This is a genomic window from Candidatus Pseudomonas phytovorans (assembly GCA_029202525.1).
Classification (GTDB): Bacteria; Pseudomonadota; Gammaproteobacteria; order Pseudomonadales; family Pseudomonadaceae; genus Aquipseudomonas; species Aquipseudomonas phytovorans.
The window spans coordinates 3,126,237-3,152,892 of sequence record CP119325.1; the positions used below are offsets into that span (position 1 = coordinate 3,126,237).

A 26,656-nucleotide genomic window follows, 5' to 3' on the forward strand; every position below is an offset into this window, starting at 1 on the left:
TCACATTGATCAGGACACTGCCTTGAATAAGGACAACCTAACCCTACGGTACTTCGATGCCGAAATGCGCTACCTGCGCGAAGCGGGCAAAGAATTTGCCCAGGCGTTTCCGGACCGCGCGGCGCAGCTGAATCTGGATAAGCCTGGCGCGCAGGACCCCTATGTGGAGCGCCTGTTCGAGGGCTTCGCGTTCTTGATGGGGCGCCTGCGTGAAAAACTGGACGATGACCTCCCCGAGCTGACCGAGGGGCTGGTCAGCCTGCTGTGGCCCCATTACCTGCGCACCATCCCCTCGCTGGCCATCGTTGAGCTGACGCCTGACGTCAGCCAGATGAAAGGCAGCGCAACCATTGCCAAGGGGTTTCAGGTTCTGTCACAGCCAGTGGGACCGCAACGTACCCGCTGCCGCTATACCACCACACAGGATTTACCACTTCAGCCGATCACGCTCGACACCGTGCGTCTTGATCACGAGCCTGATGGGCGAGCGATGCTGCGTTTGCGTTTCTTGTGCGGGGAGATGGCAGATTGGGGCCAGCTGAATCTTGCTCAGATACCGCTGTACCTGAACGCCGATGCCGCACTGGCCAGTGCACTGCATCAGGCACTGACCTTGAAGGTACAGGCGCTGTATGTGCGAGTGCCCGGCGAGGCAGAACGCCAGGCGCTTGACGGCCACTTCAAGCCCAAAGGCTTCGCCGACGATGACCGCCTCTGGCCCAAAGGTGATAGTGCGTTCAGTGGCTATCAGCTGCTGCTTGAGTACTTCACCTTCCGCGAGAAGTTCATGTTCGTGACGCTGTGCGGCTTGGAGTCCATGGCCTTGCCAATGGGCGCTGGCTGGTTTGAGCTTGAGGTCGTGCTCTGTGAAGCATGGCAGCAGGCCTTTACGCCCAACGAGGAGCACATCCGTTTACATGCGGTCCCTGTGATCAATCTGTTCCCACTGGACGCGGATCCGCTCAACCTGGACCCGCTGCAGAACGAGTATCTGCTTCGCCCGATGCGGCTGCAGGACGGGCACACTGAAATTTATTCCGTAGACAGGGTGTCCGGCTCGAAGAACAGTGTCCGTCAGGACTACGTGCCTTTCAGCAGCTTTCGCCACAAGGGGGGCATGCTCCGCGATCAGGCCCCGGAGCGGTATTTTCATACCCGCCTCAGGCAGGGCGCCAATGGTCTCCATGACACCTGGCTGATCCTGGGCGGCGAAGGCTTTGACAAGGATGTGCTGCTCAAGGGCAAAAGCCTGTCACTGCGCCTGACCGGAACCAATGGTCAACTGCCGCGCAAGGCACTGCGCAGTACGTTGCTCGACGCTGCCGCGCAGTCCACCCAGGCCGGCTTGCAAGTGCGCAACCTGACTTCGCCTTCGTTGCCGTGCTACCCCCCGAACCGTGATCGTTTCCATTGGCGTGTGCTCAGCCACTTGGGCTCGAACTTCTTGCCCATGCTCAACAGTGCTGAAGTGCTGCGCGGCACGTTGGCGTTGTACGAGTGGACGGGTAGTGAAAGCAACCGCCGTCGCCTGGAAGCCATCGTTGACGTCAAGCACCACCTGATCCAGCGGTTCGAGAAGGGCTTCTTGCTGCGGGGCGTGGATATCGAAGTAACGATCGACGGCAATGGCTTTTCGGGTGAGGGCGATATCTGCCTGTTCGGTGAAATGCTCAGCCGGTTTTTTGCCCTGTATGCCGACATTCACTTATGCACACAACTGACGTTGATCCTGCAGCCCACGGGGAGGTGCCTGCGATGGAACGAACATCACAGTCAGCGTATTCCCGGCTGAAGGCTGATGGGCTACTAACTCTGCTGGGAGAGCGGGTGGCCTCGGCCAACGTGTATCGCTTCTGCCAGTTGCTGGAGCAGGTGTTGGCTGATCAGCCTCCGCTGGGCAGCACTGCACACCCGGGTGATGATGGGGTCCGCTTTCGGCCCGACCCAGGTATGGGGTTCCCCGCGAGTGAGCTGAAGGCCATCGAGTTCGACGACGCCCACCCCGAACGCCCCCTCACGGTACGTACGCGGCTGCTGGGTTTGTACGGCGTCGATTCGCCGCTGCCTACGGCCTATCTGGACGACATCGCCCAGCGCCGGGAGGGCCACGAAGCGGTCGAGGCGTTTCTCGATATCTTCAACCATCGGGTGTTCACCCAGTTCTATCGGATCTGGCGTAAGTACTCGTACCCCGCAACCTTCGAGCCGGGCGGGCGAGATGCGACCTCACAATGCTTGCTGGGTTTGATCGGGCTTGGGGTGCCGGGTACGGCCGAGCGTATTGCCACGCCCATGTCACGTTTCCTGGCGTTGCTCAGTGTGATGCGCTTGCCCACCCGCAACGCCGAGGGTGTTTCGGCGCTGGTCAAGCTGCTGGCTCCGGGCACACAGGCATACGTAACAGGGCATTGGCCGAGACGTGTGGTGCTTGAGCGGCCGGGCAGCCTGGCAATCGAGAGCCCGGTCAAGCTTTCCCAAGGTATGCCGCTAGGCGCTATCGCGGTTGATGCGAACAGCCAGTTGCGCCTGCTGCTGCATACCGATGACCCGCAAGAGGCGCGTGAGTGGCTTCCTGGTGGTCAGCTGCTGCTCGACTTGCGGGTGTTGTTGGAGGTGTACCTGGGGTGGCGCTGTACGGCAAAGCTACAGCTGTCGATTCCGCTGCGTTTGTTACCCGTTCCGGTGCTGGGCCGCGCGCAAGTCAGGTTGGGGATGACTGCAGTACTGGGTTTGCCGACCGGCGAAGAAGCAATTGCCCACGCCGACACCATTACTGTGAACCTGGGCCGATATCAAGGCCTGCAACTGAATCCTTGCAACAGGGAGGTACAGCATGTTGCGTACTGCTTCTAAACGCTTCACGGCCGTGGCGCTGGCGACATTGCTGGGCGGCTGTGGGCTTACCCAGAAGGTCGTGGATGGCACCGCTTCCAAGGCCCACGCGATTTTCTATAAGCAAGTCAACACGCTGCATCTGGATTTCACCGGCCGGACAGCGATGAATACTGACAGCATCGAGATGGGTGGGTTGTCCGTTCCGGTGCTGGTGCGTGTCTACCAGTTGCGAGATCACAAGGCACTGGACAGGGCAACCTACGACGACCTGGTAAGCCACGGCGAGCGTGTGCTGGGTGGTGACCTGTTGAACGAAAGGGCCGTAGTGGTCAAGCCAGGTGAGGCAGCTCAGCTCAGTACGCCTTTGCACAGGGCCGCCCAATACATTGCCGTGATTGCATTGTTCAGAAACCCGGACGCTGTGCAAAACGCGTGGCGTCTGACCTTGCTGCGTGAGGATCTCGACCCGGACCAGCCCAGCGTCGTCGAGCTGGGTGACAACCGTTTGAAGTTGCGCCCGAGTAGCGAGGACTGAACACATGATCGAGCCAGGCCCTTCGCTTTACGAAACGCTGCTGCAGAATTTCAGCGGTGAGTTGGAACTGGAACGGGTCGGTGAGGATGATCAGCTGACGCTTTCGGTTCTGGACAATCTTCAGCGCATTCTCAACAGCCGTGCCGGAACAATCGCCCATCTGCCGGACTATGGTTTGCCGGATATGGGCACGGTTTTACAAGGGCTGCCAGCCTCGGCCCACGGATTGATGAATGACATCGTGACTACGTTGCGCAGGTATGAACCGCGTCTGGCAGAGGTTCGCGTTACATTGCTGCCCCAAATACGGCCGGGTCATCTGGAATACGCACTCGACGTTCGCACCCAGGGCGGTGGCCGGACCACCTTTGGAACCACGCTTGCACCTGACGGGAGGGTGGTTGTGCGGCACCTGAAGCAGGAAGGCTATTTCTCCAAGCCATAGACCTACGAACAAGGGGGCCAGATGACGGCGCTTTTTGAAATGCGTATCTGCCTGGGTGGGGACCCAGGCAGTTTTGATGAGTTCAACGTGTTGCGCGGTGAATTGGCCAGGCTCGATCACCCAGCGTGTCCTGACGTTGACTGGGCAAAAGTTGAAGCGCTGTGCTTGAGGCTCTTCGAACGGAATGGGGTGGAGCTGCAGACGGCGGTGTCCTTTATATTGGCGCGTAGCCACCTTATGGGACTCGCTGGTTTGACTGAGGGAGTGGCATTACTCTCTACCCTCACGGACGAGTGGCCACGGTTGTGGCCGGTGCAGGCTTCAGCTCGGATCGACCTCATCGCCTGGTTGTTTGCTCAGCTGCATCCTCTGGTTCGAATGGTGCAATGGGGTGGGTCGAGTCTGGCGATGCTGAGGGAACTGATTGTTGAACTGGGGCGGCTGGAGCACCGTTTGGAGCGGCTTGGCCATGCCCCCGTGGCTTCGCTGAAGGTGTTTCGACAACAGATCAGCAGCCTGATGCAACGGATGTCGGGCAGCCGGGATGTGCTGATGCCGCCTGCGTTGCAATCATGGGCATCACCAGCCGAGCCCACGGTCAGCCCTCAGATAGCCACGGTTGTCTCAGCACCACCGACCTACACCTTTGTGGTCGAGCCTGCGGTGCACAAGCGCGCGGTGTTGCCGTGGTTGCTGACGTTGACGGTCAGCAGTGTTTTTGTGGGTTGGCTGGGCTGGCATGAGTGGGCATCCAGGAAAGCCGATGAGTCCCGCACGCCTGAGCCGATCCAGCTGGACAGTTTGAACCTGTTCGATCCTGGCAGTGCAGAGCTGAAGTCCGGTTCAACCAGGCTGCTGGTCAATGCACTGGTTGATATCAAGGCACAACCGGGTTGGCTGATCGTTATCTCCGGGCATGCGGATGCGCAGGGTGATGCTGGCAAAAATCTTGAACTGTCCCGAGCCCGGGCCACTGCCGTGCGCGACTGGATACAGCGCATGGGGGATATCCCGGACAGTTGTTTTGCTGTTCAAGGGGTGGCAGCCAGCCAGCCGGTTAGCAGCAATGACACCCTCAATGGTCGAGCAGACAATCGGCGTGTGGATATCCGGATAGTGCCGCAAACCAATGCGTGCGGGGAATTGGTAGAGCGGTGAGATTAGTTTGATCAGCTTCTGACTATGAACTACTCAGTGCCTTTCCAGCGACATAGCCAAAGGTCATCCCCGGCCCAAGTGTAATCCCACCGCTCGGGTAGTACCCGCCCATCACGCTATCCATGTCATTCCCCACCGCAAACAGCCCGGGTATTGGCTGCCCCGCGTGGTCCAGCACGCGGGCCGAGGCATCGGTGCCCAGGCCGGCGAAGGTGCCAAGGCTGCCTGGCAGCAGTTTCACTGCGTAAAACGGCCCCTTCACCAACGGCCGAAGTGATGGATTGGGTCCTTGCTGCAGTTCGCCCTGGGCGCGGTTGTACGCTGACGCGCCACGCTGGAAAGCCGGGTCTTCACCCTGGGCCGCATGCTGGTTGAAGCCTGCCACTGTGCGTTGCAACTGCTCGGCATCGATGCCGCAGCGCTGCGCCAGTGCTGTCAGCGTTGCGCCGCTGTGCAGGTAGCCGCAGCGTTGGTACAGGTGGGTGGGGAAGGGAAACGGCTTGGCCCAGCCGATGCCGTAGCGGCGTTGCGCGGCGTGGTCGCAGATCAGCCAGGCCTCTGCGGGGGCGCCTTGCGGTGTGGCGGCGAACAGTGCGTTCATGAAGTCATGGTAGCAATCGGCTTCGTTGACGAAGCGTCGGCCATCGCGGCGCACGGCAATGAAGCCGGGTTTGGCCCGGTCAATCAGGTGCGGGAAGTGCCCGAAGCTGCCATCACTGCGTGGTACCCGCGATACCGGTGCCCAGGCGCCGGACTGGGCCAGCGCGATACTCACGTGGCCACCGGCCTGTTCACCCAGGCGCAGGCCGTCACCGCTGTTTTCCTTGGGCGCGGCCGAGTGATGCTGGGTACCGTCCGGCGCATGCGCCATCAACTGTGCGATGCGCTGGCGATCGTGCGGGAAGCCGCCACAGGCCAGCACCACCCCACGGCGTGCGCGAATCGCCTGGCCATCGGCAAACCGCGCGCCGCTGACTTGGCCCTCACCCAGCAGGTGGCTGGCAGGCTTGTCGGTCAGCAGCGTCACCCCCAGGTCCAGGGCGCTGCGCAGCAGGCGTGCGACCAGTGCGTTGCCATTGACCAGTTGCTGGCCACGCCTGTGTAGCAGCAGGTCGCGCCCGTGACGCAGCAGGCGTTTGCCCACATGCAGTGCAGCCTTGGGCGAGCGTGTGGCATTGAAAAAGGCGGCCATGTCGGTGCCGCCGGCAATGCCCATGCCGGCCAGGCTGACAATGTCCAGCGGTGGGCGCAGCTTGTGCTGCCAGGGCCCGAGCAGCCGGCCGTTGTAGGGCTGTGCGCACAACGAACGGCCGCCGTGTGCGCTGCCGTCGCCTTCGCGCATGTCGGGCATGCGGCTGCCGGACTGAAATTGCACCGCGGTGTGCTGCTGGAAAAACGCCACCATCTCCGGGCCGTAACGCAGGAATGCACGTTGGCGTGGGTCCAGCTCGGGGCTGTGGGTTTGCGCACGCAGGTAGCGTTCCGGGGCATCGTCGGTTTCGACGATGCCTTCGGCGATGGCCAGCGGGTTGCGCGGTACCCACAGCCAGCCCCCCGACCAGGCACTGGTGCCGCCCAGCTGGCTGGCTTTTTCCGCAACGATCACGTGCAGGCCGTGATGCGCGGCGGTAACGGCGGCCGCCAGGCCAGAGGCACCGGAGCCGATGACGAGTACGTCGCATTCGAGGGGTTGCATGCAAGGGTTCCGCTCAGGCGTTGATAGAGGATGAAGTTCGGTTTACTGCAGCGGCGAAAAACCGGTGGGCCGCATCAGCCGTGATTGCAGGCTTACTACCGCTGCCAGTTCGCGGTTGCGCCGTGAGAATTCCGCCCAGCGTGGGTCGGCGGCCATTGCGGCGCGGCGGGCGATGCGGTCATCGAGGCTGGCATAGCCCCAGATGTGCACCACCTGGTTGACGTCGCCGAACTCACTGGTGAAAAAGCCCACCAGGTTACCCAGGTGTTCGCTTTGCACCTCCAGCGCATGGCTTTGGTACAGCGCCAGCCAGTCGGCCATTTTCAGTGGGTCGAGGGTGTAGGTTCTCAGTTCGTAGTACATGTCGGGGTCTCCGTTTGGGTGGCCGGCGCCTGCAGGCGCGCGGTGATGTGGTTGGCAGCGAGCCAGCCGAAGGTGAGGGCAGGGCCCAGGGTGATGCCGGGGCCGGGGTAGGTGCCATTCATCAGTGAGTTCATGTCGTTGCCGACCGCGTACAGCCCGGCAATCGGCTGGCCATTGCGGTTCAGCACGTTGGCCTGGGCGTCGGTCACCAAGCCGCAGGCCGAACCGAGGTCGCCAGTGTGGATACGGATGGCGTAGTACGGCCCGCTGGCCAGCGGCGCCAGGCAGGGGTTGGGCGTGTGTTCGGGGTCGCCCATGTAGCGGTTGTAGCTGTTGCCGCCTTTGCCAAACGCGCGGTCGATGCCGTTGCGCGCATCGGCGTTGAATTGCTCCAGGGTATGCACGAATACGTGTGGGTCGACCCCGATGGCCTGGGCCAGGGCCTGCGGTGTTGTGGCCTGGTAGAGGTAGCCGGCGTCGATCAGCGCCTGGTTGTTCACCGGTTTTGGCCGCGCCAGGCCCAAGCCATAGCGGTTCATGGCCTCGGCATCGCAGACTAGCCAGCAACTGGCAATGCCGTTGGCGAACATGGTCTGCACGAAGTGGTGGTACGAGTCGGACTCGTTGACGAAGCGCCGCCCGGCCGGATTCAACGCGATCACGCCCGGTTTGGCGCGGTCGGTGACCAGGTGCGGGAAGCGCTCACGCTCGCCATTGGCGTGGCGCAGTTCGGAAACCGGCGCCCAGAAGAAGTTGGCCGCCAGGCCCTCGCCCTGGGCTGCCGACACGGTCTGGCCGAGGCGCAGTGCAGCGCCGTCGTTGGCAGCCGGTGACATGGTCAGGTGTGACGCCTGTTGGGCTGGCCGGTAGCCAGCGGCGAGCGCGCCCGCAGCAAACCCGCCCATGGCGCACACCACACCGCCGCGGGCCATTACCCGCTCGCGGCGTCCCTCGCGTTGTACCACCACGCCCGTGACCACGCCCTGGTCAACGATCAGCTCCACGGCCTCGCTGTGTAACCACAGTTGTGCGCCATGGGCGAAGGCACTGGTGGCCAGGCGGGCGATCAGTGCGTTGCCGGTGGTCAGCCGGGTGCCACGCGGGTGCTGCAGGCGGTCCCGTGCGTAACGTGCCATCAGCTTCAGGCAATGCCACAGCGACCTGGGCGAGCGGCGAATGCTGAGGAAATGCTGGATATCCACGCGGTTGACCATCATGCCGCCGAACAGCAGCATGCCCGGCGGTGGCATTTGCAGATCCTTGAAACGCGGGCCGAGGTGCTTGCCGTCGTACTCGACCATTTCCAGTGCCCGACCAGACTGGGTGGCGCCGGGTGCATCGGGGTAATAATCCGGCGAGTGCGGGCGCAGTGCGTAGCGCAGTTCGGTGTGCTGTTCAAGCCAGCGCAGTGCCTGGTGGCCGTGCTCGATGAACGCATCTGCCAAGGCGGGGTCGTAGCCGTCGCCGATGACATGCCTGAGGTAGGTGCGCATGGCCTCGGGCGAGTCTTTGGCGCCCGCGGCGCGGGCCTGGTCGGTGCCATACAGCCACACCGCCCCGCCGGAAATCGCCGAAGTGCCGCCGAAGCGCTCGGCCTTCTCCACCACCAGTACCTTCAGCCCGCGACGCGCAGCCGTGGCTGCCGTGGCAAAGCCACCGGCGCCGCTGCCCAGTACCACCAGGTCAAAGTGCTGTTGTGTGTGTTCGATAGTCGCCATGGCTTCAGATCTCCAGGGGCGTCACGCCCATGAAGGCGCCGAGGTGGCCCAGTTGGGCGAAGGCCATCTCCGGGCCCGTCTGGACCGTGCAGCCCACCTGGCGAGCCCGGTTCAACAGCGGGGTGATCTCGGGCGAGGTGACCACATCCGCGACCAGGGTGTCGGGCTGCAAGGTCGCCAGCAGCGCCGCAGACAGGGGCAGCTCCGCGCTTGCTCCCATCCCCACGGGCGAGGCATTGGCCACCAGGTCGAAGTCTTCCAGCCCATCGAACTGCGTGCGGATGTCGAGCCCGGGGAAGGCATTGCCAAGCAGTTCACATACAGCGCCCAGGCGGGCAGCACTGGGGTCGTGGAGGGTGATGCTGGCAATGCCGGCCTCGCCCAGCGCATAGCTGATGGCACTGCCGACACCGCCGCAACCGATCACCAATGCCCGTTTGCCTGCCGGCTTGAAACCATGTTTACCCGCAGCGCCCAGAAAACCCGCGCCGTCCACGTTGTCGCCCAGCAGGCGCCCGCCAGGCTCGCGCCGAATCACATTGACCGAGCCCAGGGCGGCTGCGCGTTCGCTCAGGCCGTCCAGGCGGTTGGCCAGGGCCTGCTTGTACGGCACAGTGACCACGCAACCGCGCAGGTTTTGCCAACCGCGCAGGGTGTCGGCAAAGCTGGCCAGCGCTGCTTCGTTCAGGTCGATGGGCAGCATGGCGACATTGCAGTTGTTGTTGGCGAACCAGGTGTTGAAGTTTTCGGGGGACTTCACCTGGGCAATGGGCGAACCGACGATGGCGACCAGTTCAGTGGAACCACGAATCATGCTGACCTCCTTATTGTGTTGTTGTGGAGGCAAGCGTGATACAGAAGCGAGAGAGCAACAATGCGCTGATCAGGCCAATAGTGCGATAATCGCAATCATGATCCGGTTATCGCAGTAATCGGTTGTTTTTCTCCCCGTTGCGAGTCGAAAAGATGAACACGCCCGCCATTCACCCCCGCGATCTGATCGCCGGCTTGCAGAAAGGCCTGGCCCTGATGCAATTGTTCAGCGCCGAGCAACCGCGCCTGAGCGTGCCGCAGGCGGCCAGGTTGTCGGGCCTTACACCAAGCGCCGCACGGCGTTTTTTGCTGACCTTGGTGCACGAGGGTTTTGCAGAAACCGACAGCCGCGAATACTGGCTGACGCCCAAGGCTTTACGCCTCGGCCAGGCATACGTGGACTCAGCGCAGCTACCGCGCATGCTGCGGCCGATCGTTGAGCAAGTGGCACGCCAGACCCAGGAACATGTGTCGGTGGGTACCCGCGATGGTGACGAGATCATCCACTTGGTGCGCAGCCGCTATAGCCATGTGGCTTCGTTGTCGATCAGGCCTGGCTCGCGGGTGCCGATGCATTGCACGGCCGGCGGGCGGATCTGGCTGGCCTGGCTGGGTGAGCGGGAGCGGGATGATTACTTTGCACGCAACTCGCTGCGGGCGTTGACGCCTTATACGCAGACAGACCGCGTGCAACTGGAGGTTGAATTGCAACGGGTGAAGGAACAGGGCTTCAGTATCGTTGATCAGGAGTATGAAGTGGGCATGCGGGTGTTGGGTGTACCGTTGCTGGACCGGGCTGGGCAGTTGAAAGCGACGTTGACCATCACTACCCATGCTTCGCGGTTGAGTGTTGATGAAATCCGCATGCGCTATTTACCGCCACTTTACGAGGCGCAAGCGCTGTTGCGGCCGGTGCTGGATTGACGCGTTCACAAAGCAGGCACCGCGTCGCCGGTCTTCATATGTATTTGGCTCAATGGCAAGCGCAGCTAGACGATGGCTGGCACCGGCTGCGCCGGTGTTCGCGGGCTCGCCCGCTCCCACATTGACCGCGCAGGCGTGCGAGGTTTGAGTCTCGCCGCAATCTCTGTGGGAGCGGGCATGCCCGCGAAGCAGGCGACGCGGTGCTTGAGCCCGATGCACCAAAGGCCTATTCAACTGCCTCGGCCACGCCTTGGTCTTCACCCAGGAAGCCGCCGCTCTGGTGTTGCCACAACCGCGCATAGGTCCCTTGCTTCGCCAGCAGTTCGGCGTGGGTGCCTTGTTCGATGATGCGCCCTTCATCCATCACGATTAGCCGATCCATGGCCGCAATCGTCGACAGCCGGTGGGCAATGGCGATTACAGTCTTGCCCTGCATCATTTCATCCAGGCTCTCCTGAATGGCCACTTCCACTTCCGAATCCAGCGCGCTGGTCGCCTCGTCCAGCAGCAGGATCGGCGCGTTCTTCAACATCACTCGGGCAATGGCGATGCGCTGGCGCTGGCCGCCAGACAGCTTGATGCCGCGCTCGCCCACCAGGGTGTCGTAACCGCTGTGGCCCTGGCGATCGCTTAGCTGGCTGATGAACCCATCGGCCTGGGCATTGGCAGCAGCCGCGCGGATTTGCGCATCGGTCGCATCGGGGCGGCCATAGGCGATGTTGTCGCGAATCGAGCGGTGCAGCAGCGAGGTGTCCTGGGTGACCATGCCAATGGCGCTGCGCAGGCTGTCTTGCGTGACCTTGGCCACGTTCTGCCCATCGATGCGGATTTCACCACTGTCCACGTCGTAGAAGCGCAGCAGCAGGTTGATCAAGGTGGACTTGCCGGCGCCAGAGCGGCCGACCAGGCCGACTTTTTCGCCTGGGCGGATGTGCAGGCTCAGGTCGTTGAGCACCTGGCGCTCGCCGCCGTAGTTGAAGCTGACCTTGTCGAAACTGACCGCGCCACCGGTGGTCACCAGTTCGCCGGCACCCGGCGCATCCTGAACTTTCGGGCCGCGGGTGAGGGTGGCCATGCCGTCTTGCACGGTGCCGATGTTTTCGAACAGCGAGGTCATCTGCCACATGATCCAGTGCGACATACCGTTGATACGCAAGGCCATGGCGGTAATCGCGGCCACTGCCCCGGTGCCGACCTGGCCTTGGTGCCATAACCACAGCGCGTAGCCGCCGGCAGCAAATATCAAGCCCACTACCAGCGCCTGGTTGACGATTTCAAACTGGCTGACCAGGCGCATCTGGCGAAAACCGGTCTGCTTGAAGTCTTCCATCGCCGCCCGCGCAAAGTGCGCTTCGCGCTTGGAGTGCGAGAACAACTTTACCGTGGTGATGTTGGTGTAAGCGTCGGAAACCCGCCCGGTCATCGACGACCTGGCATTGGCCTGCTCCTGGCCGACCTTGCCCAGGCGTGGCACGAAATACAGCATGGCCAATCCGAACAGCAGCAGCCAGGCAATGAACGGCAGCATCAGTTTCAGGGCAAAGCCACCGGCCAGGGCAATGATCGCAATGAAATACACACCAATCCCGGGCAGCACCTCGATCAGGGTGAACAGCACTTCGCGCACCGCCAGCGCCGTCTGCATCACCTTGGTGGTGACTCGGCCAGAGAACTCGTCGGAAAAGAACGACAGGCTCTGGCGCAGCATCAGGCGGTGAAAATCCCAACGCAGCCGCAGTGGCAGGTTGATCGCCAGTACCTGGTGCTGAACCATGGTGCGCAACGCCACCAGCCCGATGCTGGTTACCAGCACGATACCGATGCCCCACAGCATGTGGCTTTCCTGGGGGCCTACAGTGCCGCCCGCCTGCCAGGCCGTGAGCAGGTCGACGACCTGGCCGAGAAAAGCAAACAGCCAGGCTTCGTAAATCGACACGCCGGCACTGAACAAGGCCAGTGCCAGGATGTAGCCGCGCGCCCCCCGGGTGCAGGCCCACATGAACCGCATCAGGCCTACCGGGGGCGGGGGGGCCTCATCGGGGGGGAAGGGGTCGAGCCGTCGTTCAAATATACGAAGCATGCTTGTCTCCGGAAAATCAATTTTTGCTTAGCCGGTAACCATACAGCACATCCAGGCCTGCCTGCGGGGGCTTTTTTTCGTGTATGTGAAAGGCCTGAGGGGGGAGTGAAAACACATAACTTTGCAATTCATTACATTTGTTGCTGACATTATTTTGCCCCACTGCTGTAGAATTGACGCACCGAAATGGTGCATTTGTGGTTTTGTCGTTTTTTTGACTGATGGCAGAAGGTTTTGACTACGCATATGCATATCTACCCCTGACGCCCGTTTGAATTTTTGACTTAGAGCCACTGTTTTGACGAATGTAATACCGATGTTGGCTATTTCCGGCTTAGGCGCCGAGAGCAGCTGCCTTCATGAACAAGGACTGTACTGGGTAGCCTGTGACGCCACGGAGGACGCCACCTTGCTATGCCGCCAAGTGCTCGAAGGCATGCCCGACGATGTCCGGGCAACCTTGATCACCGATGCGCAAGCCATAGGTGATGTGCTGGGTGCGCTCGATGCGGCGCAGGGCCCGGCCGAACTGGCACTCTACGAAACCAGCCCGCAAGCCACCCTGCACCTGATTGAAGACTTGCCACGCATCGATGTGCCCGGGCGTGTGCTGTTGCTGCTGGCGCCACTCGATGCCTGGGCGGGCGATGACGTTGTCCGTTGGTGCAATGCCTTGCGCCCGGCGTTGCTGGCCGACGCTGCGCTGCTGCTGGTCATCAGCAGCGGGCAGGGAGCCGGACAGATGGAGCAGTTGCGCGGGGTTAATCAGGGCGTCGACGGGCTGGCTCAGGTGTACCGCGGCAAAGGCGGGGTACGTTACCTGCAGCATTTCTGGAGCAACCCGCTCGGCAAGGCCGGTACCCGAGACCTGGAACTGGCGCGCCTTGACGCAGGTTTTGCTGTTACCGGTGCGCCGCAGGTGCCATCCGACACCGGAGGTGATGAACTGCTGTGCCTGGCCCAACGCCCGGTACTGGAAGGTGCGCCTGCCTTCTCCGCGCACTGGCAGGTCTGCGAGAGCCTTGACGAACTGAGCGCCAAAGCCAGCCGTGCGGTGTCTGCTACGGTAATCTTTGCCATGGATGGCGGGCAGCGCCTGGACAACCTGGCACGCCAGCTGCACCGCCTGCGCCAGTTGCGTGGCAATGCCTTGAAGCTGGTGGTGCGCGAAATGGCGCCCACCCTGCGTTACCAGGACGAGCAACTGCTGCTGGCCTGTGGTGCCACCCAGATCGTGCCGTTCGGTGCCAGCCTGTCGCGCTTCCTGACCATGGTGGAGAGCATTCAGGGATACGTATGGCGCCGGCATCTGCCAGGCAATTTCGATGCCTTGCTCGCCCGGTTGCGGCCGCTGCCCATTTGCGGACTGGTGGCGCCTCGTGCATTTGCTGAAGCCGTGCAGAGCATGTGGCACGGTGTGCGCAACGGCGAAATCGTCCACCAGTTGCTGGTATTGCGCCCGGCCCCTGGCCTGACCCCGCTGCAAGCCTGTTCGCGTACGGTGTTCCGCCGCGATGGCGACATCGCCTGTGTCGTCGGCGAAGTCCTGTTCCTGTTCCTGTTCGCCTGCCGCTCCGAAGGCGTCGAGCAAGCGCTTGATCACATCTTCCAGTTGTCGTGGAAAGAGCTGTTCATCAGCCAGGAGGTACTCGCCGGGGTCGACAGCCTGGCCACCCCGGCCTTTCTCGACGACAGCGCACCCCGGCCACCCCGGCTGGATGCATCGGCGCAACAGCCTGCGCAACCCAGGTCGGCGCTGGCACCACGCCGGATTGCCCTGGCCAAGCGGGGTACAGCATGAACTTCGTGCAACTCCTGCAAGTAATCGCCATCACTGCGCTGGTTACGTTTGCCCTGGCTCTGCTGGTACTGCGCCTGCGTGTTGCATTGCGCGGCTGGCTGCGCCGCCGCCTTGCACCCCGTTACCTGAAACCGCTGGGCGTACGCCACCGCGCTGCACGCCAGGAACCCCGTAATGACTAAGAACACCGCCGCCCTCCCGGTACTGGCCCGCTGGCCTGGACTGGGAGGATGGAACCTCTATTTCCTGGCAAAATTCCTGCTGGTCGCCCTTGGCTTGCTCGACTTCCAGGCGCTGCCGAACCTGTTGTTCGCCGCTTTTCTGCTGGTGCCGATGCCGGGTAGGTGGCTGCGTGTAGCGCGGCAGCTGGTGGCGGTGCCGATTGGTGTCGCGTTGTTCTACCAGGACACCTGGTTCCCGCCCTTCAGCCGCCTGCTGGCACAGCCGGGCGTGCTCGACTTCTCGTTGGACTACCTGCTGGAGCTGCTGGGCCGCTTCATCAACTGGAACCTGCTCGGTGCGCTGGCGCTGTTACTGGTGAGCTATCTGTACATGCGCCATTGGCTGCGCCTGAGCACCTTGAGCCTGGTGGGGCTGGCGTGGCTGGCCGTCGGCGGCCTGCCTTCACTGGCAGTCAACGCCGGCCAGCCGTCCACCAATGTGGCTGCCAGCCCCGGTAAGCCCGTGCAGGCGGCAGCGCTGGCCGACAATGCCACGCTCGACAGCTGGATGGAACGGTTCTTCGCCAGTGAGCGGCAGCGGGTGACGGCATTTCCTGCCATCAACGCTGATGAGCAACCGTTCGATCTGCTGGTCATCAACATTTGCTCGCTGGCCTGGGATGACCTGTCTGCCGCAGGGCTGCGAGACAACCCGTTGTTGTCGCGCCTGGATGTGATCTTCGATCAGTTCAACTCGGCCACCTCCTACAGCGGGCCGGCGGCTATCCGCGTGCTGCGTGCCAGCTGCGGGCAGTCGTCCCACACCGGCCTTTACCAGAGCGCCCCGGAGCAGTGCCTGTTGTTCCAGAACCTGGCCAAGCTCGGCTTCCAGAGCAATACCTTGCTCAACCACAGCGGCCAGTTCGACAACTTCATCGGCGACATCACCCAGCAACACATGCCGCAGCCCGGCTTGCGCAATACCGACTTCCCACGCGCGCTGGTCGGCTTCGACGGCTCGCCGATTGCCAGCGATCTGGACGTGTTGCGCCGCTGGTGGGGGCAGCGCACAGGTAGCGGGGCCGAGCATGTGTCGCTGTTCTACAACAGCATCAGCCTGCACGACGGCAACCGCATTGTGACTGCTGACGGCGGCACCCGCGTGGCCGATTACGCCACCCGCGCTACCCGGCTGTTCGGTGAGCTGGGCACCTTCCTTGACGAGCTTGAGCGCAGCGGCCGCCGCGTGGTCGTGGCGATTGTCCCGGAACATGGTGCTGCGCTACACGGCGACCGCATGCAGCTTTCAGGCATGCGCGAAATCCCTACGCCGTCGATCACCCATGTACCGGTCGGCCTCAAGTTCATTGGCATGGGGCAGCCTGCCCGCAGCGAGCCGCTGCGGGTCTCGGCACCTACCAGCTACCTGGCACTGTCCGAGCTCGTGTCGCGCGTGTACGCAGGCCTGGGCCAGCAGCAGTCGCTGGATGTACCCGGCCTGCTGACCGACCTGCCGACCACCGAACAGGTTGCGCAAACCTCCGGGGCAGAGGTTGTGAACTATCAGGGGCGCGCCTACATGCGCCTGCAAGGCCAGCCCGACTGGCAGCCCATCCCCGAGGAGCGCCCATGAACACTGGTAAAGCAGACCCGTCTGACCGCAGCGACGATATCGCGCAGTTGCGCCAGCACCTGGCCATGCCAGACCTGGATTATCAGGACATTTCCATGCTGGTGGGGGTTCAGCAAGCCTTGCAGCGTTGGCCATTGCTGGGTGAAAGCTGCCGTGCCAGCACCCCGGGCACGTTGTACGCCGCTGCACCGCAGCGCGAGGGCGTGTTGCCATGACCAGCCTGGCTTTGCACGGCGTGCGCGGTGGCCTGGGGCGCAGTGCCTTGCTGGCTGCGCTGGGCTATGCGCTGCAGGGCGTGGGCGAACGGGTGCTGCTGATCGACCTGTGCCCAAGCAACTTGCTTGGGCTGCACTTCAACCTGCCGCTGGACACGCGAGAAGGTTGGGCAGCGGCCGAGCGGCAAGGTCGGCCATTTGACGATGCCGTATATGAAGTACTGCCTGGCCTGTGCCTGCTGCCGTTCGGCAATCTGCCAGATGGCGTGCAGCACCCAGGGCCCGACGCACAGCTATGGCGGGTGCGTCAGGCCGAGCTGGCCGAGCATTTCGACTGGGTGTTGTTCGACCTGCCGCAACTGCCTCCCGATTCCGCTGGCGACAGCATCGAGACCGATGTGCGAGTCCTGGTGGCCGAGGCGGAAATGGCCAGCCACCTGTTGCTCGGGCGCGAGCCAGTCGAGCGTTACGACATGCTGCTGGTCAACCGTTACGACCCGGCCAGCCGTTTGCAAAGCGACTTGTTGATGGTGTGGCGCGACCTGTTCCGCGATCGTTTGCCGATCCAGGTGGTACACCGCGACGAGGCGTTTCTCGAAGCGCTGGCGTGCAAGGCACCGCTCGGCCATTACGCGCCCCAGAGCCTGGCCTGCCGAGATGTGCAGAGCCTGGCGGTGCGCTGCCTGACGAGGCGCCAGCCGTGACCTTGAGCCCCCTGTCGGCCTACACCTGGTTCAGCGCGCGCGGTGCGCGGCTGCCGGTAGCCTGCCTGTTTACCCTCGGCGTATGGCTGGCTTTCCTGCTCCTGCGCCTGGAGGCTCCCGCCTGGCAGGCACTGTTGGCCGAGCGCCAGCGGCTGTACCCGCAACTGGCGGGCAAGCGCCCGAGCCTGGGCGATCCGCTACGCCTGTTGATCCAGAGCTTGTGGCTGTTGCTGAGGCAGCAACCGGCCCAACGCCGACCGGGGTGCGCACGGCGCATCTGGGGCTCCCTGTGCGAGCCGTTGCGATACGCACGACAGATTGCCGGCCAGTACCGCAGCCTGTTGATCTGCAGGTTGCAGCAGGTACCTGCCCGCTACCGTGGCAGTGCTTTCAGGCAGGGAGCCTCGGCGCGCTTGCGCGGCTTGAGCGTGTTCGCCCGGCGCGCGTTCTACAGCGTGCTGACGCTGTGCGCGACCGGCCTTGCCCTGCTGTGTGTGACCGAGCCGTTCGGCTACCTGGCACAGCTGACGTTCATCGGCCTGCTGCTGGGCATTGCCATGCTGGTGCGGCACATGCCAGGGCGCTTTCCGACACTGATGCTGATCGTGCTGTCGACCATCATTTCCTGCCGTTACCTGTGGTGGCGTTACACTGCAACCCTGAACTGGAACGACACCACCGACCTGGTGTGCGGGGTGATCCTGCTGGCGGCGGAAACCTATTCGTGGTTCGTGCTGATCCTCGGTTACATCCAGACCAGCTGGCCGTTGCAGCGCAAGCCGGCGAACCTGCCTGCCAACCCGCAGCACTGGCCGACCGTCGACCTGATGATCCCCACCTACAACGAAGACTTGTCGGTGGTGCGCACCACCGTACTGGCTGCCCTGGGCCTGGACTGGCCACGCGAATGCCTGCGCATCCATATCCTCGACGACGGCCGCCGCGACGCGTTCCGCGCATTCGCCGACGAGGTTGGGGTGGGTTACATCGTGCGGCCGGACAGCAAGCACGCCAAAGCCGGCAACCTCAACCATGCGCTGGGCGTGACCGACAGTGAGCTGATCGCCATTTTCGACTGCGACCACGTGCCGGTGCGCTCTTTCCTGCAAATGACGGTGGGCTGGTTCCTCAAGGACCCCAAGCTGGCACTGGTGCAGACGCCGCACCATTTTTTCTCTCCCGACCCCTTCGAGCGCAACCTGGGTTCGTTCCGTCGCCGCCCCAATGAAGGTGAGCTGTTCTACGGCCTGATCCAGGACGGTAATGACATGTGGAACGCGGCGTTCTTCTGCGGCTCGTGCGCAGTGCTGCGCCGCAGCGCGCTTGAAAGCATCGGTGGTTTTGCCGTGGAAACCGTCACCGAAGATGCTCACACCGCCTTGCGCATGCACCGCCAAGGTTGGTCATCGGCCTACCTGAGCATCCCGCAGGCGGCCGGCCTGGCGACCGAGAGCCTGTCGGCGCACATTGGCCAGCGCATTCGCTGGGCGCGCGGCATGGTGCAGATTTTCCGCACCGACAACCCCCTGTTTGGGCGAGGGCTAAGCCTGTTCCAGCGGGTGTGTTATGCCAATGCGATGCTGCACTTTCTGGCCGGCCTGCCGCGGCTGGTGTTCCTGACCGCACCGCTGGCGTTCCTGCTGCTGCATGCCTACATCATCTATGCACCGGCGTTGATGATCCTGTTGTACGTGTTGCCGCACATGATCCACGCCAGCCTCACCAACTCGCGCATGCAGGGCAAGTACCGGCAAACCTTCTGGGGAGAGGTGTACGAGACTGTGCTGGCCTGGTACATCGCCCGCCCGACCACGGTCGCACTGTTCGCGCCGAAGAAAGGCAGGTTCAACGTCACCGCCAAGGGCGGCTTGATGGAGCAGGAGCAGTTCGACTGGCATATCGCCCAGCCGTACCTGTGGCTCGCGGCACTCAACGTAGCCGGCCTGGGTTTTGCCGTGTGGCGCCTGTTCACGGGCCCAGCGGCAGAAATCGGCACGGTGATCGTCAGTTCGCTGTGGGTGATTTACAACCTGCTGATCATCGGCGCCGCGGTTGCCGTGGCCGCCGAAGTGCGCCAGGTGCGCCGCGCCCACCGGGTGCAGATGCGCCTGCCCGCGGGGTTGGTGCTGGCCAGCGGTCATGCCTACCCGTGCACCCTGGTCGATTACTCCGACGGCGGTGTTGGCCTGCAGCTGCACGACGGCCTTGCGCTGAAACCGGGGGCGCAGGTGCGCCTGCTGCTCAGCCGTGGCCAGCGTGAATTCGCCTTCCAGGCCTGTGTAACCCGCACGGTCGGGCAGCACGTGGGCCTGGTGTTCCACGCGCTCAGCCAACAGCAGCGCATCGACCTGGTGCACTGCACCTTTGCCCGCGCCGATGCCTGGCTGGGGTGGGGGGAGCAGCAAGAGATCGAGCGCCCGCTGCGCAGCCTGGTCGAGGTGCTGAAGCTGGGCGGTGTCGGTTACCTGCGCCTGCTAGAGCATCTACCGCCGTGGCTGCGGGCGTGGCTGCGCCCACTGCGCGCGCTGGCCCATTGGCTGGCCAGCTACTGGCCCCGCACACCGCGGGCTGCCCCTTCTTTGAACCTTGTTGATCGAGACGCATGATGACCGCTTATCCCGCGCGTATCTGGGGCCTGGCGGTGGCGCTGTTTGCCGCCTTGTCGCAGCCTGCTGCCGCCGCCTCTGTAGCGCCGCTCGCCGAGCCAGCCGTACCCACGGTACCGAACTGGCCGGTGATGAAAACCTTCGAACAGCTCGGGCATGCGTCCGACAGCCTGTTGCTGGGAGTGCGCAACAGTGAACACATCGAGTTCGGCGTGCGGCGCGACCGCCTGGCCACCGACGCCAGCCTGCAACTGGACTACACGCCTTCGCCAGCGCTGCTGCCGAACCTGTCGCACCTGCGCGTCTACCTCAATGACGAACTGATGGGCGTGGTGCCCGTGGAGAAGGACCAGCTTGGCCAGCGCGTGCGCCGCCAGCTGCCGCTGGACCCGAAGCTGCTCAGCGACTTCAACCGGGTTCGCCTGGAGTTTGTCGGGCACTACACCGACATCTGCGAAGACCCGGCGCACAGCGGCCTGTGGCTGAACCTCAATCGCAAGAGCCAGGTGCAACTGCACGAGCAGGCCCTGGCGCTGGATAACGACCTGGCGTACTTCCCACTACCGTTCTTCGATGCGCGTGATACCGGCAAGGTGGAATTGCCGGTGGTGTTCAGCGGCGTGCCGAGCCTGGGCGAGCAGCGTGCGGCAGCGATTCTGGCGTCGTACTTCGGCAGCCAGGCCGGCTGGCGCAAAGCAACCTTCCCGGTACTGTATAACCGCCTGCCGGTCCGCGCTGAAACGCCAAAGCCAAGCATCGTGTTAGCCACCAACGACCGCCGCCCGGCCTTCCTCGCCGACCTGCAGCAGTTCCCGCCGGTCGATGGCCCGGTGCTGCAGATGATCGACCACCCGGACGACCGCTGGAGCAAAGTGCTGCTGGTGCTGGGCCGCAATGACGACGACCTGGTCAAGGCTGCATCGGCGCTGGCGGTCGGCAACAACCTGTTCCGCGGCGCCCGGGTGAAGGTGGAGCAGATGACGGCGTTGCAACCGCGTCAGCCCTACGATGCGCCCAACTGGACGCGCACCGATCGGCCGGTACGCTTCGCCGAGCTGCTGGACTACCCCGAGCAACTGCAAGTCAGTGGCCTTCAACCGCGGCCAGTGACGCTGGAGCTGAACCTGCCGCCCGACCTGTTTGTCTGGCGTAACCAGGGCATCCCGCTGCGTACCCAGTATCGCTACACGGCGCCTGCAGTAACCGACGAATCACGCCTGAGTATCAGCGTCAACGATCAGTACATCACCAGCATGCCGCTGGTGGGTAAAGACCGGCGCAGCGGCACCCTCGAAGAAATGCGCCTGGCGGTGTTGTCTGGCGACAGCACGGCATTGACCGAAAAGTCACTGGTGCCGGCGCTGAAGATTGGCGACCGTAATCGCCTGCGTTTCGATTTCAGCTTTGCCAGCACCCTGGGCAGCGCCCAGCGCGACCGTTGCCAGACCTCCCTGCCGGTGGATGTGCGCGCAGCGATCGATGAAAACTCCACCATCGACCTGTCCGGTTATCACCACTACATTGCCATGCCTGACCTGCGTGCATTTGCCCGCAGCGGTTTCCCGTTCAGCCGCATGGCCGACCTTTCCGAAACCCTGGTCATCATGCCGGCCAGACCCACGGCGATGCAGGTCGGCACTTTGCTCGACACCGTTGGCGGTGTAGCAGGGCAGGTCGGTTACCCGGCGCTGGGCCTGCAACTGGTGGATGACTGGAAGCGCGCCGCAGCGGCCGATGCCGATTTGCTGCTGATCGGCAGCCTGCCTGAGGCCCTGAGCGATGCACCCAACCTTGGCCTGCTGCTCAGTGCCCAGCGTGACTGGCTGCTGCAAGGCCGGAGCGCAGGGTTGCCGGGCAGCCAGCGCTTCGACACCGGGGCGGTGGCTGCAAGCAGCCGCGTGGCGGTGAGCGCGAAGGCGCCCATCGCGGCGATCACCGGGTTGAAATCGCCGTTCCACGAGCAGCGCAGCGTCGTCGCCCTGTTGGCCAGCAGCGACAGCGACTACAGCTTGCTGCGCGATACGCTCGGTGATGTGGGCAAGCTCGATGCGGTGGCCGGTTCGGTATCACTGGTGCGCACTAGCGGCGTTACCAGCCAGTTCGTCGGCGAGCATTACTTCGTCGGCGCATTGCCGTGGTGGCTGCTGTTGTGGTTCCACTTGTCCGAGCACCCCGTGCTGCTTGCGGCAATAGCGGCTGTTTGCGTGGTGCTGTTTGCCTTCCTGCTGTGGCGGGCACTGCGCTGGGCAGGCAAGCGTCGCCTGGGTGAGGCGGGGTGATGACGCGCCGATTGCTGGTGGGGCTGATCACCTTCGGCCTGCCTTTCTTCGCCAGTGCCGCGCCGGCCTGCCCATGGCCCGCCTGGGACCGCTTCAAGGCCGAGCTGGTCAGTGTAGACGGCCGGGTCATCGATCCGAGCGACCAGCGCTTGATCACTACCTCCGAGGGGCAGAGCTATGCGCTGTTCTTCGCTCTGGTAGGCAATGACCGGCAGGCCTTCGCGCAATTGCTGCGCTGGACCACCAACAACCTGGCCGAGGGTGACCTGGCCCGGCATCTTCCCGCTTGGCTGTGGGGCCGTAACAGCCAGCAGCAGTGGCAGGTGCTGGATGCCAACAACGCCAGCGACGCCGACCTGTGGATTGCCTACAGCCTGCTGGAAGCGGGGCGGTTGTGGGACGAATCGGCCTACACGCAACTGGGCCAGCGCCTGCTTTGGCGCATCGCGGCGCAAACCGTACGCAAGCTGCCAGGCCTGGGGGTGATGCTGCTGCCGGGCGACTACGGTTTCGAGGATGCCGGCGGCACACGCTTGAACCCCAGCTATCTGCCGGTGCAACTGTTCGACCGCTTCAGTCTGGTAGACCCATTGTGGGGCGAACTGGCGGCCAATACGCGGCGCTTGTGGCTGGCATCGTCCCCCAAGGGCTTCGCCCCGGACTGGTTGCTGTGGACCCCGGCCGGTGAGCTGGCAGCGGACCCACAGCACGGCAGTGCCGGTGATTACGATGCCATCCGGGTTTACCTGTGGGTTGGCATGCTGGCCAAGGACGCGCCTCAGCGTGCCGAGCTGGTGGCCCGCTATGCCCCGATGGCGGCATTGACCACACGTGACGGGCTGCCTCCAGAGCACATGGATGCGCGCAGTGGTGCGGCCAGTGGCCATGGCCCGGCAGGCTTTTCGGCGGCCTTGCTGCCTTTGCTGGCGGCTTCGCCCGAGCACGTGGCTGGCCTGGCGGCGCAGCGTCAGCGCTTGCTTGAGCAGCCGGTCGAGGCCAAAGCGTACTACAGCCAGGTGCTGGCGCTGTTTGGCCAGGGTTGGGACGAAGCCCGTTACCGTTTTGATCCGCATGGCCGCCTGTTGCCGGCCTGGAGCACGCCATGCAGCGAATGATCAGCGTGCTGATGCTCGCGACGGTGGCTTGCCAGGCCGTCGCACAACCCAAGGATGCCGGGGAGCAGCGCCAATGGCTGCTGGACCAGGTGCGCCGGGGCGAGGCGCTGCACCGCGATGACCTGGTGCGTGATGCTCTGGGCCGCCTGCAACTGCTGGAACCGCGCAACCCGGATGTGTTGCTGGCGGCCTTGAGCCTGGCATTGCGCGAAAAGAACAGCACCGAGGCCGAACAGCTGAGTGCCAGGATCCATGCCTTGGCACCCGGTAGCTTGCAAGCGCGACAGGCCGCGCAACTGCTCGCGTTGCAGCAGCCGCAGACTGTGCAGCGCTTGCAGCAGGCGCGCCTGCTGGCCGTTACCGGGCGCAATCAAGAGGCGCTGGCGGTGTATGAGCAGCTGTTCGCCGGCGAGCCGCCCAGCCTTGAGCTGGCCCTGGATTACTGGCGTGTGCGCGGCAACCTGCCAGGCCAGCGGCCTGAAGCGATCAGGCAGTTGCAGCGGCTGGACCAGCAGTACCCCGGCAGTGCGGGGCTGCGCCAGACCCTGGCCGGCTGGCTGTTCGCCGAAAAGCGTGACCGCGAAGCGCTGGCTCTGCTCGACCAGCTGTCGCGTGACCCCGGCGCACGGGATGCTGCCGCCCAGCGTGAGTTCGACTACCTGTCCGGGCAAGCAGTGAGCAGCGCCAGCGCGGCAGCCTGGCAAGCTTTCGTCCAGCGCTACCCGGCTTCGCCGCTGCTGGCACAGGCCAGCGCCAACCTGCAGCAGCAGCGCACGCTATTGGCTGACCCGGCCTGGCAGGCGGGCCAGCGGGGCAAGGCGTTGCTCGACAAGGGCCGTAATGGCGACGCCGAAGCGCAACTGCGTCGGGCTCTACGCCAGTACCCGGAGGACGCCAGCCTGCACGGAGCCCTGGGCTACGCGCTGATGCGACAGGGGCGTTACGAGAACGCCAATGCAGCGTTCCGGGCGGCAAGTGACAAAGAACAGGACACCTACTGGATCAGCCAATGGAAGGATCTGGAGTCGTCCAGCCAGTATTGGGCGCAACTCGACAAAGCTGAGCGCGCCCTGCAGGCCAATGACCTGCGAGGCGCCCGCGCACTGTACCTTCAGGCCCGCCAGCAACGCCCGAAAGATGAGTACGCCTTGCTCGGCCTGGCCGATGTTTCGCTGGCAGAGGGCGATGCGGTCGCTGCCGAGCGACAGTTCCTGCAAGTAAGGCGCATGGCGCCAGATAATGAGAGTGCCGTGCGTGGGCTGATGCGTGTGTACCAGGCGCAATCGCCCGCCAAGGCGCAGGCGTACCTGGACAGCCTGCCGCCACGCCAGCAGGTGCAGTTCGCCAGCCTGCGCCGCAGCCTGGAGCTTGCACGTCTGCGCCAGCAGGGTGACCAGGCGCTGCAACGCGAAGACTGGGCGGCTGCCAGCCAGTTGCTGGCCCAGGCCACTGCCTTGGCCCCCGATGAGCCTTGGCTGGTCTATCAGTTGGCCAGCAGCCTGCGCCACCAGGGCCGCACCGCCGAAGCTGACGCGGCATTCGCCAGGCTAGTGCAGCACCAGCCAGACGACCCGGCAACCCGCTATGCCCACGGCCTGTTCCTGGAGTCCAGTGACCGTGATGCCTTGGCCCTGGACAGCCTGGGCGCAGTGCCGCAGGCAACCTGGAGCGCTGACATGCGCGCGCTGCAGCAGCGCATCCAGCGGCGCATGACCCTGGCCTCGGCGCAGCAACTTCAGGCTCAAGGCCGGAGCGCAGAGGCGACAGCGGTGCTTGAAGCCAGCCTGGCGCGTGGCAAAGGCGAGCCCGACGACCTGATGCTGTTAGCGCAATGGGCAGCAGCGCGGGGTGAGCCTGACAAGGCGCGTGGGTATTACGAGCGTGTGCTGGCCATACAGCCCGGGCGACCCGAAGCACGCCTTGGCGTTATCGAAAGCGCGGTAGCTGAAGGCTACCCGGCAAAGGCCCGGCACATGATGACCGTGCAGGTGCCACAGTTGGCCGCCGATGACAGCACTGCCCAGCGGCGCCTGGCGGCAGTCTGGGTGGCCTTGGGCGAACATGACCAAGCAGCCAGGCTGTTCGACCGGATTGCAGCGCAGCAGCCCCGGCCTGATCCTCTATTGCGCCGTGACGCCGCCCGCCTGGTGGCGCAGGGCGACCCGCAACGGGCGCTGGACCTGTACGCAGCAGCAATGGCCGATGCGCAGCTGCTAGACCGTGCTGCAGCCTCGCCACGGGATGACCGTGCACTGACGTTGGCCAGCCGTGAGCAGGACGCCGACGACTGGCTGGCGCGCAGCCTGCGCAGCGACGTCGATGCATTGTACCGCCAGCGCAATACCCATGTGACGCTGATGCATGATTACGGCTGGCGACAGGACGATGGTACGCCAGGCACCTCCGAGCTCAGTACCCAGGCGACCCTGTTGCATGTCGATACCCCTTGGCAGGACGGTACTGCCTTTGCTCGCGTGGAGCGCATCGGCATGGATGCAGGGTCGTTCGAGCAGAACGATCAGGGGCGCTACACCCCCGACTTCGGCAGCTGTCAGTTTGTTGGTCAGACCGCTGACGGAAAATCGCTGCCCGCATGCACCGGTGGCTCGCAGACCGCTGACGGCAGCGTGCTGGCGCTGGGTTGGCAGGGCAGCCGCTGGGCGTTCGACCTGGGAACCACCCAGGGCTATGCGATCAACAACTGGCTGGGTGGCGCAACGCTCAACGGCGACCTTGGCCAGGTTGGCTGGTCGCTGACGGCGTCGCGGCGGCCCCTGAGCAACTCACTGTTGTCATTCGCGGGGGCACGCGACCGCCCGACAGGCGTGCGTTGGGGCGGGGTCACAGCCAATGGCGCCACGCTTGGCCTGAGCTGGGACCAGGGTGGCGACAACGGGGTCTGGGCCAGCCTTGGGCATCATTGGCTGTATGGCGAGAACGTTGCCGACAACCAGCGCACACGGGCCATGGCAGGCTATTACCACCGGGTAGTGGAAAGGGCCGACGAGCGGGTGCGTGTTGGCCTGACGTTGATGCACTGGCGCCATGACAAGGATCTGGGCGGCTACAGCTTGGGGCAGGGCGGTTACTACAGCCCACAGCGTTACTCGTCGGTAGGCGTGCCGGTCAGTTATGCCTGGCGCAACTACGACTGGTCGCTGTTGCTGGAAGGTTCGGTCAGTTGGTCCCAGGCCCACAGTGACAGCAGCCGGTTGTACCCGGACGCCCACATCAATCGCAAAGTGCTGGCGCAGTATGACGTTGATTCCAACATCGATGCCATGAACGAAGCCAGCGACAGCAGCGGGTTGGGCTACCGCCTGCGCGGCCTGTTCGAACGGCGCCTGAGTGATCAGTGGGTACTGGGCGGCGGCTTCGACTGGCAGCACAGCGATGACTACGCGCCTAGCCATGGCATGGTCTACCTGCGCTATCTGTTCGAGCCGTGGCGGGGCAACCTGGCCTTGCCGGTCACGCCGCTGGAACCCTACAGCGAATGGCGGTGATAGCAGTCGCCGTCCTTCGTGTGCATGCTGCAAGTTGTCGGCCATCTTGGCGTTGCGCGTTACCGGCTA

At 63.9% G+C, this 26,656-nt stretch carries 20 protein-coding genes; 15 read left to right on the top strand and 5 right to left on the bottom strand.

The features are described 5' to 3' along the window. Nucleotides 1-22 precede the first annotated feature (22 nt). The 5 genes from tssF to P0Y58_14060 are packed head-to-tail and all read left to right on the top strand — an operon-like array spanning nt 23 to nt 4,973. The gene (gene tssF, locus P0Y58_14040) at nt 23-1,792 is read left to right on the top strand and encodes a type VI secretion system baseplate subunit TssF (protein WEK28032.1); all 1,770 of its coding nucleotides are present in this window, start codon (nt 23-25) and stop codon (nt 1,790-1,792) included. Continuing rightward, entirely contained in the window at nt 1,756-2,853 is a 1,098-nt protein-coding gene (gene tssG, locus P0Y58_14045; protein ID WEK28033.1) for a type VI secretion system baseplate subunit TssG, read from the top strand. The genes tssF and tssG overlap by 37 nt, the downstream gene beginning before the upstream one ends. Then, nucleotides 2,834-3,370 carry a type VI secretion system lipoprotein TssJ gene (gene tssJ, locus P0Y58_14050; GenBank protein ID WEK28034.1) on the top strand — a complete coding sequence of 179 codons (537 nt, stop codon included), beginning with the start codon at nt 2,834-2,836 and terminating at the stop codon, nt 3,368-3,370. Before tssG ends, tssJ begins: the two co-directional genes overlap by 20 nt. Nucleotides 3,371-3,374: 4 nt before the next feature. Beyond that, a complete protein-coding gene (tssE, locus tag P0Y58_14055) occupies nt 3,375-3,815 on the top strand; it encodes a type VI secretion system baseplate subunit TssE (protein ID WEK28035.1) in 441 nt (146 codons plus the stop codon). A gap of 21 nt (nt 3,816-3,836) precedes the next feature. After that, entirely contained in the window at nt 3,837-4,973 is a 1,137-nt protein-coding gene (locus P0Y58_14060; GenBank protein WEK28036.1) for an OmpA family protein, read from the top strand. Between the two features lie 22 nt (nt 4,974-4,995). On the opposite strand, the gene P0Y58_14065 is transcribed toward P0Y58_14060, so the two are convergent. Genes P0Y58_14065 through P0Y58_14080 form a run of 4 tightly spaced genes read right to left on the bottom strand, consistent with a single transcriptional unit; the run spans nt 4,996 to nt 9,564 of the window. Further along, nucleotides 4,996-6,669, bottom strand: a complete 1,674-nt coding sequence (locus tag P0Y58_14065) for an FAD-dependent oxidoreductase (protein WEK28037.1) — start codon at nt 6,667-6,669, stop codon at nt 4,996-4,998. Between the two features lie 42 nt (nt 6,670-6,711). Continuing rightward, the gene (locus P0Y58_14070; GenBank protein WEK28038.1) at nt 6,712-7,032 is read right to left on the bottom strand and encodes an NIPSNAP family protein; all 321 of its coding nucleotides are present in this window, start codon (nt 7,030-7,032) and stop codon (nt 6,712-6,714) included. Then, nucleotides 7,017-8,750, bottom strand: coding sequence for an FAD-dependent oxidoreductase (locus tag P0Y58_14075; GenBank protein ID WEK28039.1), 1,734 nt, complete (start codon nt 8,748-8,750; stop codon nt 7,017-7,019). Before P0Y58_14075 ends, P0Y58_14070 begins: the two co-directional genes overlap by 16 nt. A 4-nt stretch (nt 8,751-8,754) precedes the next feature. Beyond that, a complete protein-coding gene (locus P0Y58_14080) occupies nt 8,755-9,564 on the bottom strand; it encodes a shikimate dehydrogenase (GenBank protein WEK28040.1) in 810 nt (269 codons plus the stop codon). Between the two features lie 152 nt (nt 9,565-9,716). Here P0Y58_14080 and P0Y58_14085 point away from each other — a divergent pair, with 152 nt between their 5' ends. Continuing rightward, nucleotides 9,717-10,487, top strand: a complete 771-nt coding sequence (locus tag P0Y58_14085) for an IclR family transcriptional regulator C-terminal domain-containing protein (protein ID WEK28041.1) — start codon at nt 9,717-9,719, stop codon at nt 10,485-10,487. Nucleotides 10,488-10,713: 226 nt separating this feature from the next. Here P0Y58_14085 and P0Y58_14090 read toward each other — a convergent pair whose 3' ends face one another. Then, nucleotides 10,714-12,567 carry an ABC transporter ATP-binding protein gene (locus tag P0Y58_14090; protein WEK28042.1) on the bottom strand — a complete coding sequence of 618 codons (1,854 nt, stop codon included), beginning with the start codon at nt 12,565-12,567 and terminating at the stop codon, nt 10,714-10,716. A 316-nt stretch (nt 12,568-12,883) separates the two neighbouring features. On the opposite strand from P0Y58_14090, the gene P0Y58_14095 reads away from it, so the two are divergent. From P0Y58_14095 to bcsC, 9 genes are read left to right on the top strand one after another with little or no spacing between them, the layout of a single operon-like run. After that, entirely contained in the window at nt 12,884-14,368 is a 1,485-nt protein-coding gene (locus P0Y58_14095; protein WEK28043.1) for a BcsE family c-di-GMP-binding protein, read from the top strand. Next, on the top strand, nt 14,365-14,550 hold the full coding sequence (bcsF, locus tag P0Y58_14100; protein ID WEK28044.1) for a cellulose biosynthesis protein BcsF: 186 nt from the start codon (nt 14,365-14,367) through the stop codon (nt 14,548-14,550). Before P0Y58_14095 ends, bcsF begins: the two co-directional genes overlap by 4 nt. Then, on the top strand, nt 14,543-16,162 hold the full coding sequence (gene bcsG, locus P0Y58_14105; protein WEK28045.1) for a cellulose biosynthesis protein BcsG: 1,620 nt from the start codon (nt 14,543-14,545) through the stop codon (nt 16,160-16,162). The genes bcsF and bcsG overlap by 8 nt, the downstream gene beginning before the upstream one ends. Next, nucleotides 16,159-16,377 (top strand): cellulose biosynthesis protein BcsR, encoded by a 219-nt coding sequence (gene bcsR / locus P0Y58_14110; GenBank protein WEK28046.1) that lies wholly within the window; start codon nt 16,159-16,161, stop codon nt 16,375-16,377. Before bcsG ends, bcsR begins: the two co-directional genes overlap by 4 nt. Continuing rightward, on the top strand, nt 16,374-17,081 hold the full coding sequence (gene bcsQ, locus P0Y58_14115; protein WEK28047.1) for a cellulose biosynthesis protein BcsQ: 708 nt from the start codon (nt 16,374-16,376) through the stop codon (nt 17,079-17,081). Before bcsR ends, bcsQ begins: the two co-directional genes overlap by 4 nt. After that, nucleotides 17,078-19,687 carry a UDP-forming cellulose synthase catalytic subunit gene (gene bcsA, locus P0Y58_14120; protein WEK28048.1) on the top strand — a complete coding sequence of 870 codons (2,610 nt, stop codon included), beginning with the start codon at nt 17,078-17,080 and terminating at the stop codon, nt 19,685-19,687. The genes bcsQ and bcsA overlap by 4 nt, the downstream gene beginning before the upstream one ends. After that, a complete protein-coding gene (bcsB, locus tag P0Y58_14125; protein WEK28049.1) occupies nt 19,684-21,966 on the top strand; it encodes a cellulose biosynthesis cyclic di-GMP-binding regulatory protein BcsB in 2,283 nt (760 codons plus the stop codon). Before bcsA ends, bcsB begins: the two co-directional genes overlap by 4 nt. Continuing rightward, nucleotides 21,966-23,081 carry a cellulose synthase complex periplasmic endoglucanase BcsZ gene (gene bcsZ / locus P0Y58_14130; protein ID WEK28050.1) on the top strand — a complete coding sequence of 372 codons (1,116 nt, stop codon included), beginning with the start codon at nt 21,966-21,968 and terminating at the stop codon, nt 23,079-23,081. Before bcsB ends, bcsZ begins: the two co-directional genes overlap by 1 nt. Beyond that, nucleotides 23,069-26,587, top strand: coding sequence for a cellulose synthase complex outer membrane protein BcsC (gene bcsC / locus P0Y58_14135; protein WEK28051.1), 3,519 nt, complete (start codon nt 23,069-23,071; stop codon nt 26,585-26,587). The genes bcsZ and bcsC overlap by 13 nt, the downstream gene beginning before the upstream one ends. Nucleotides 26,588-26,656 lie beyond the last annotated feature (69 nt).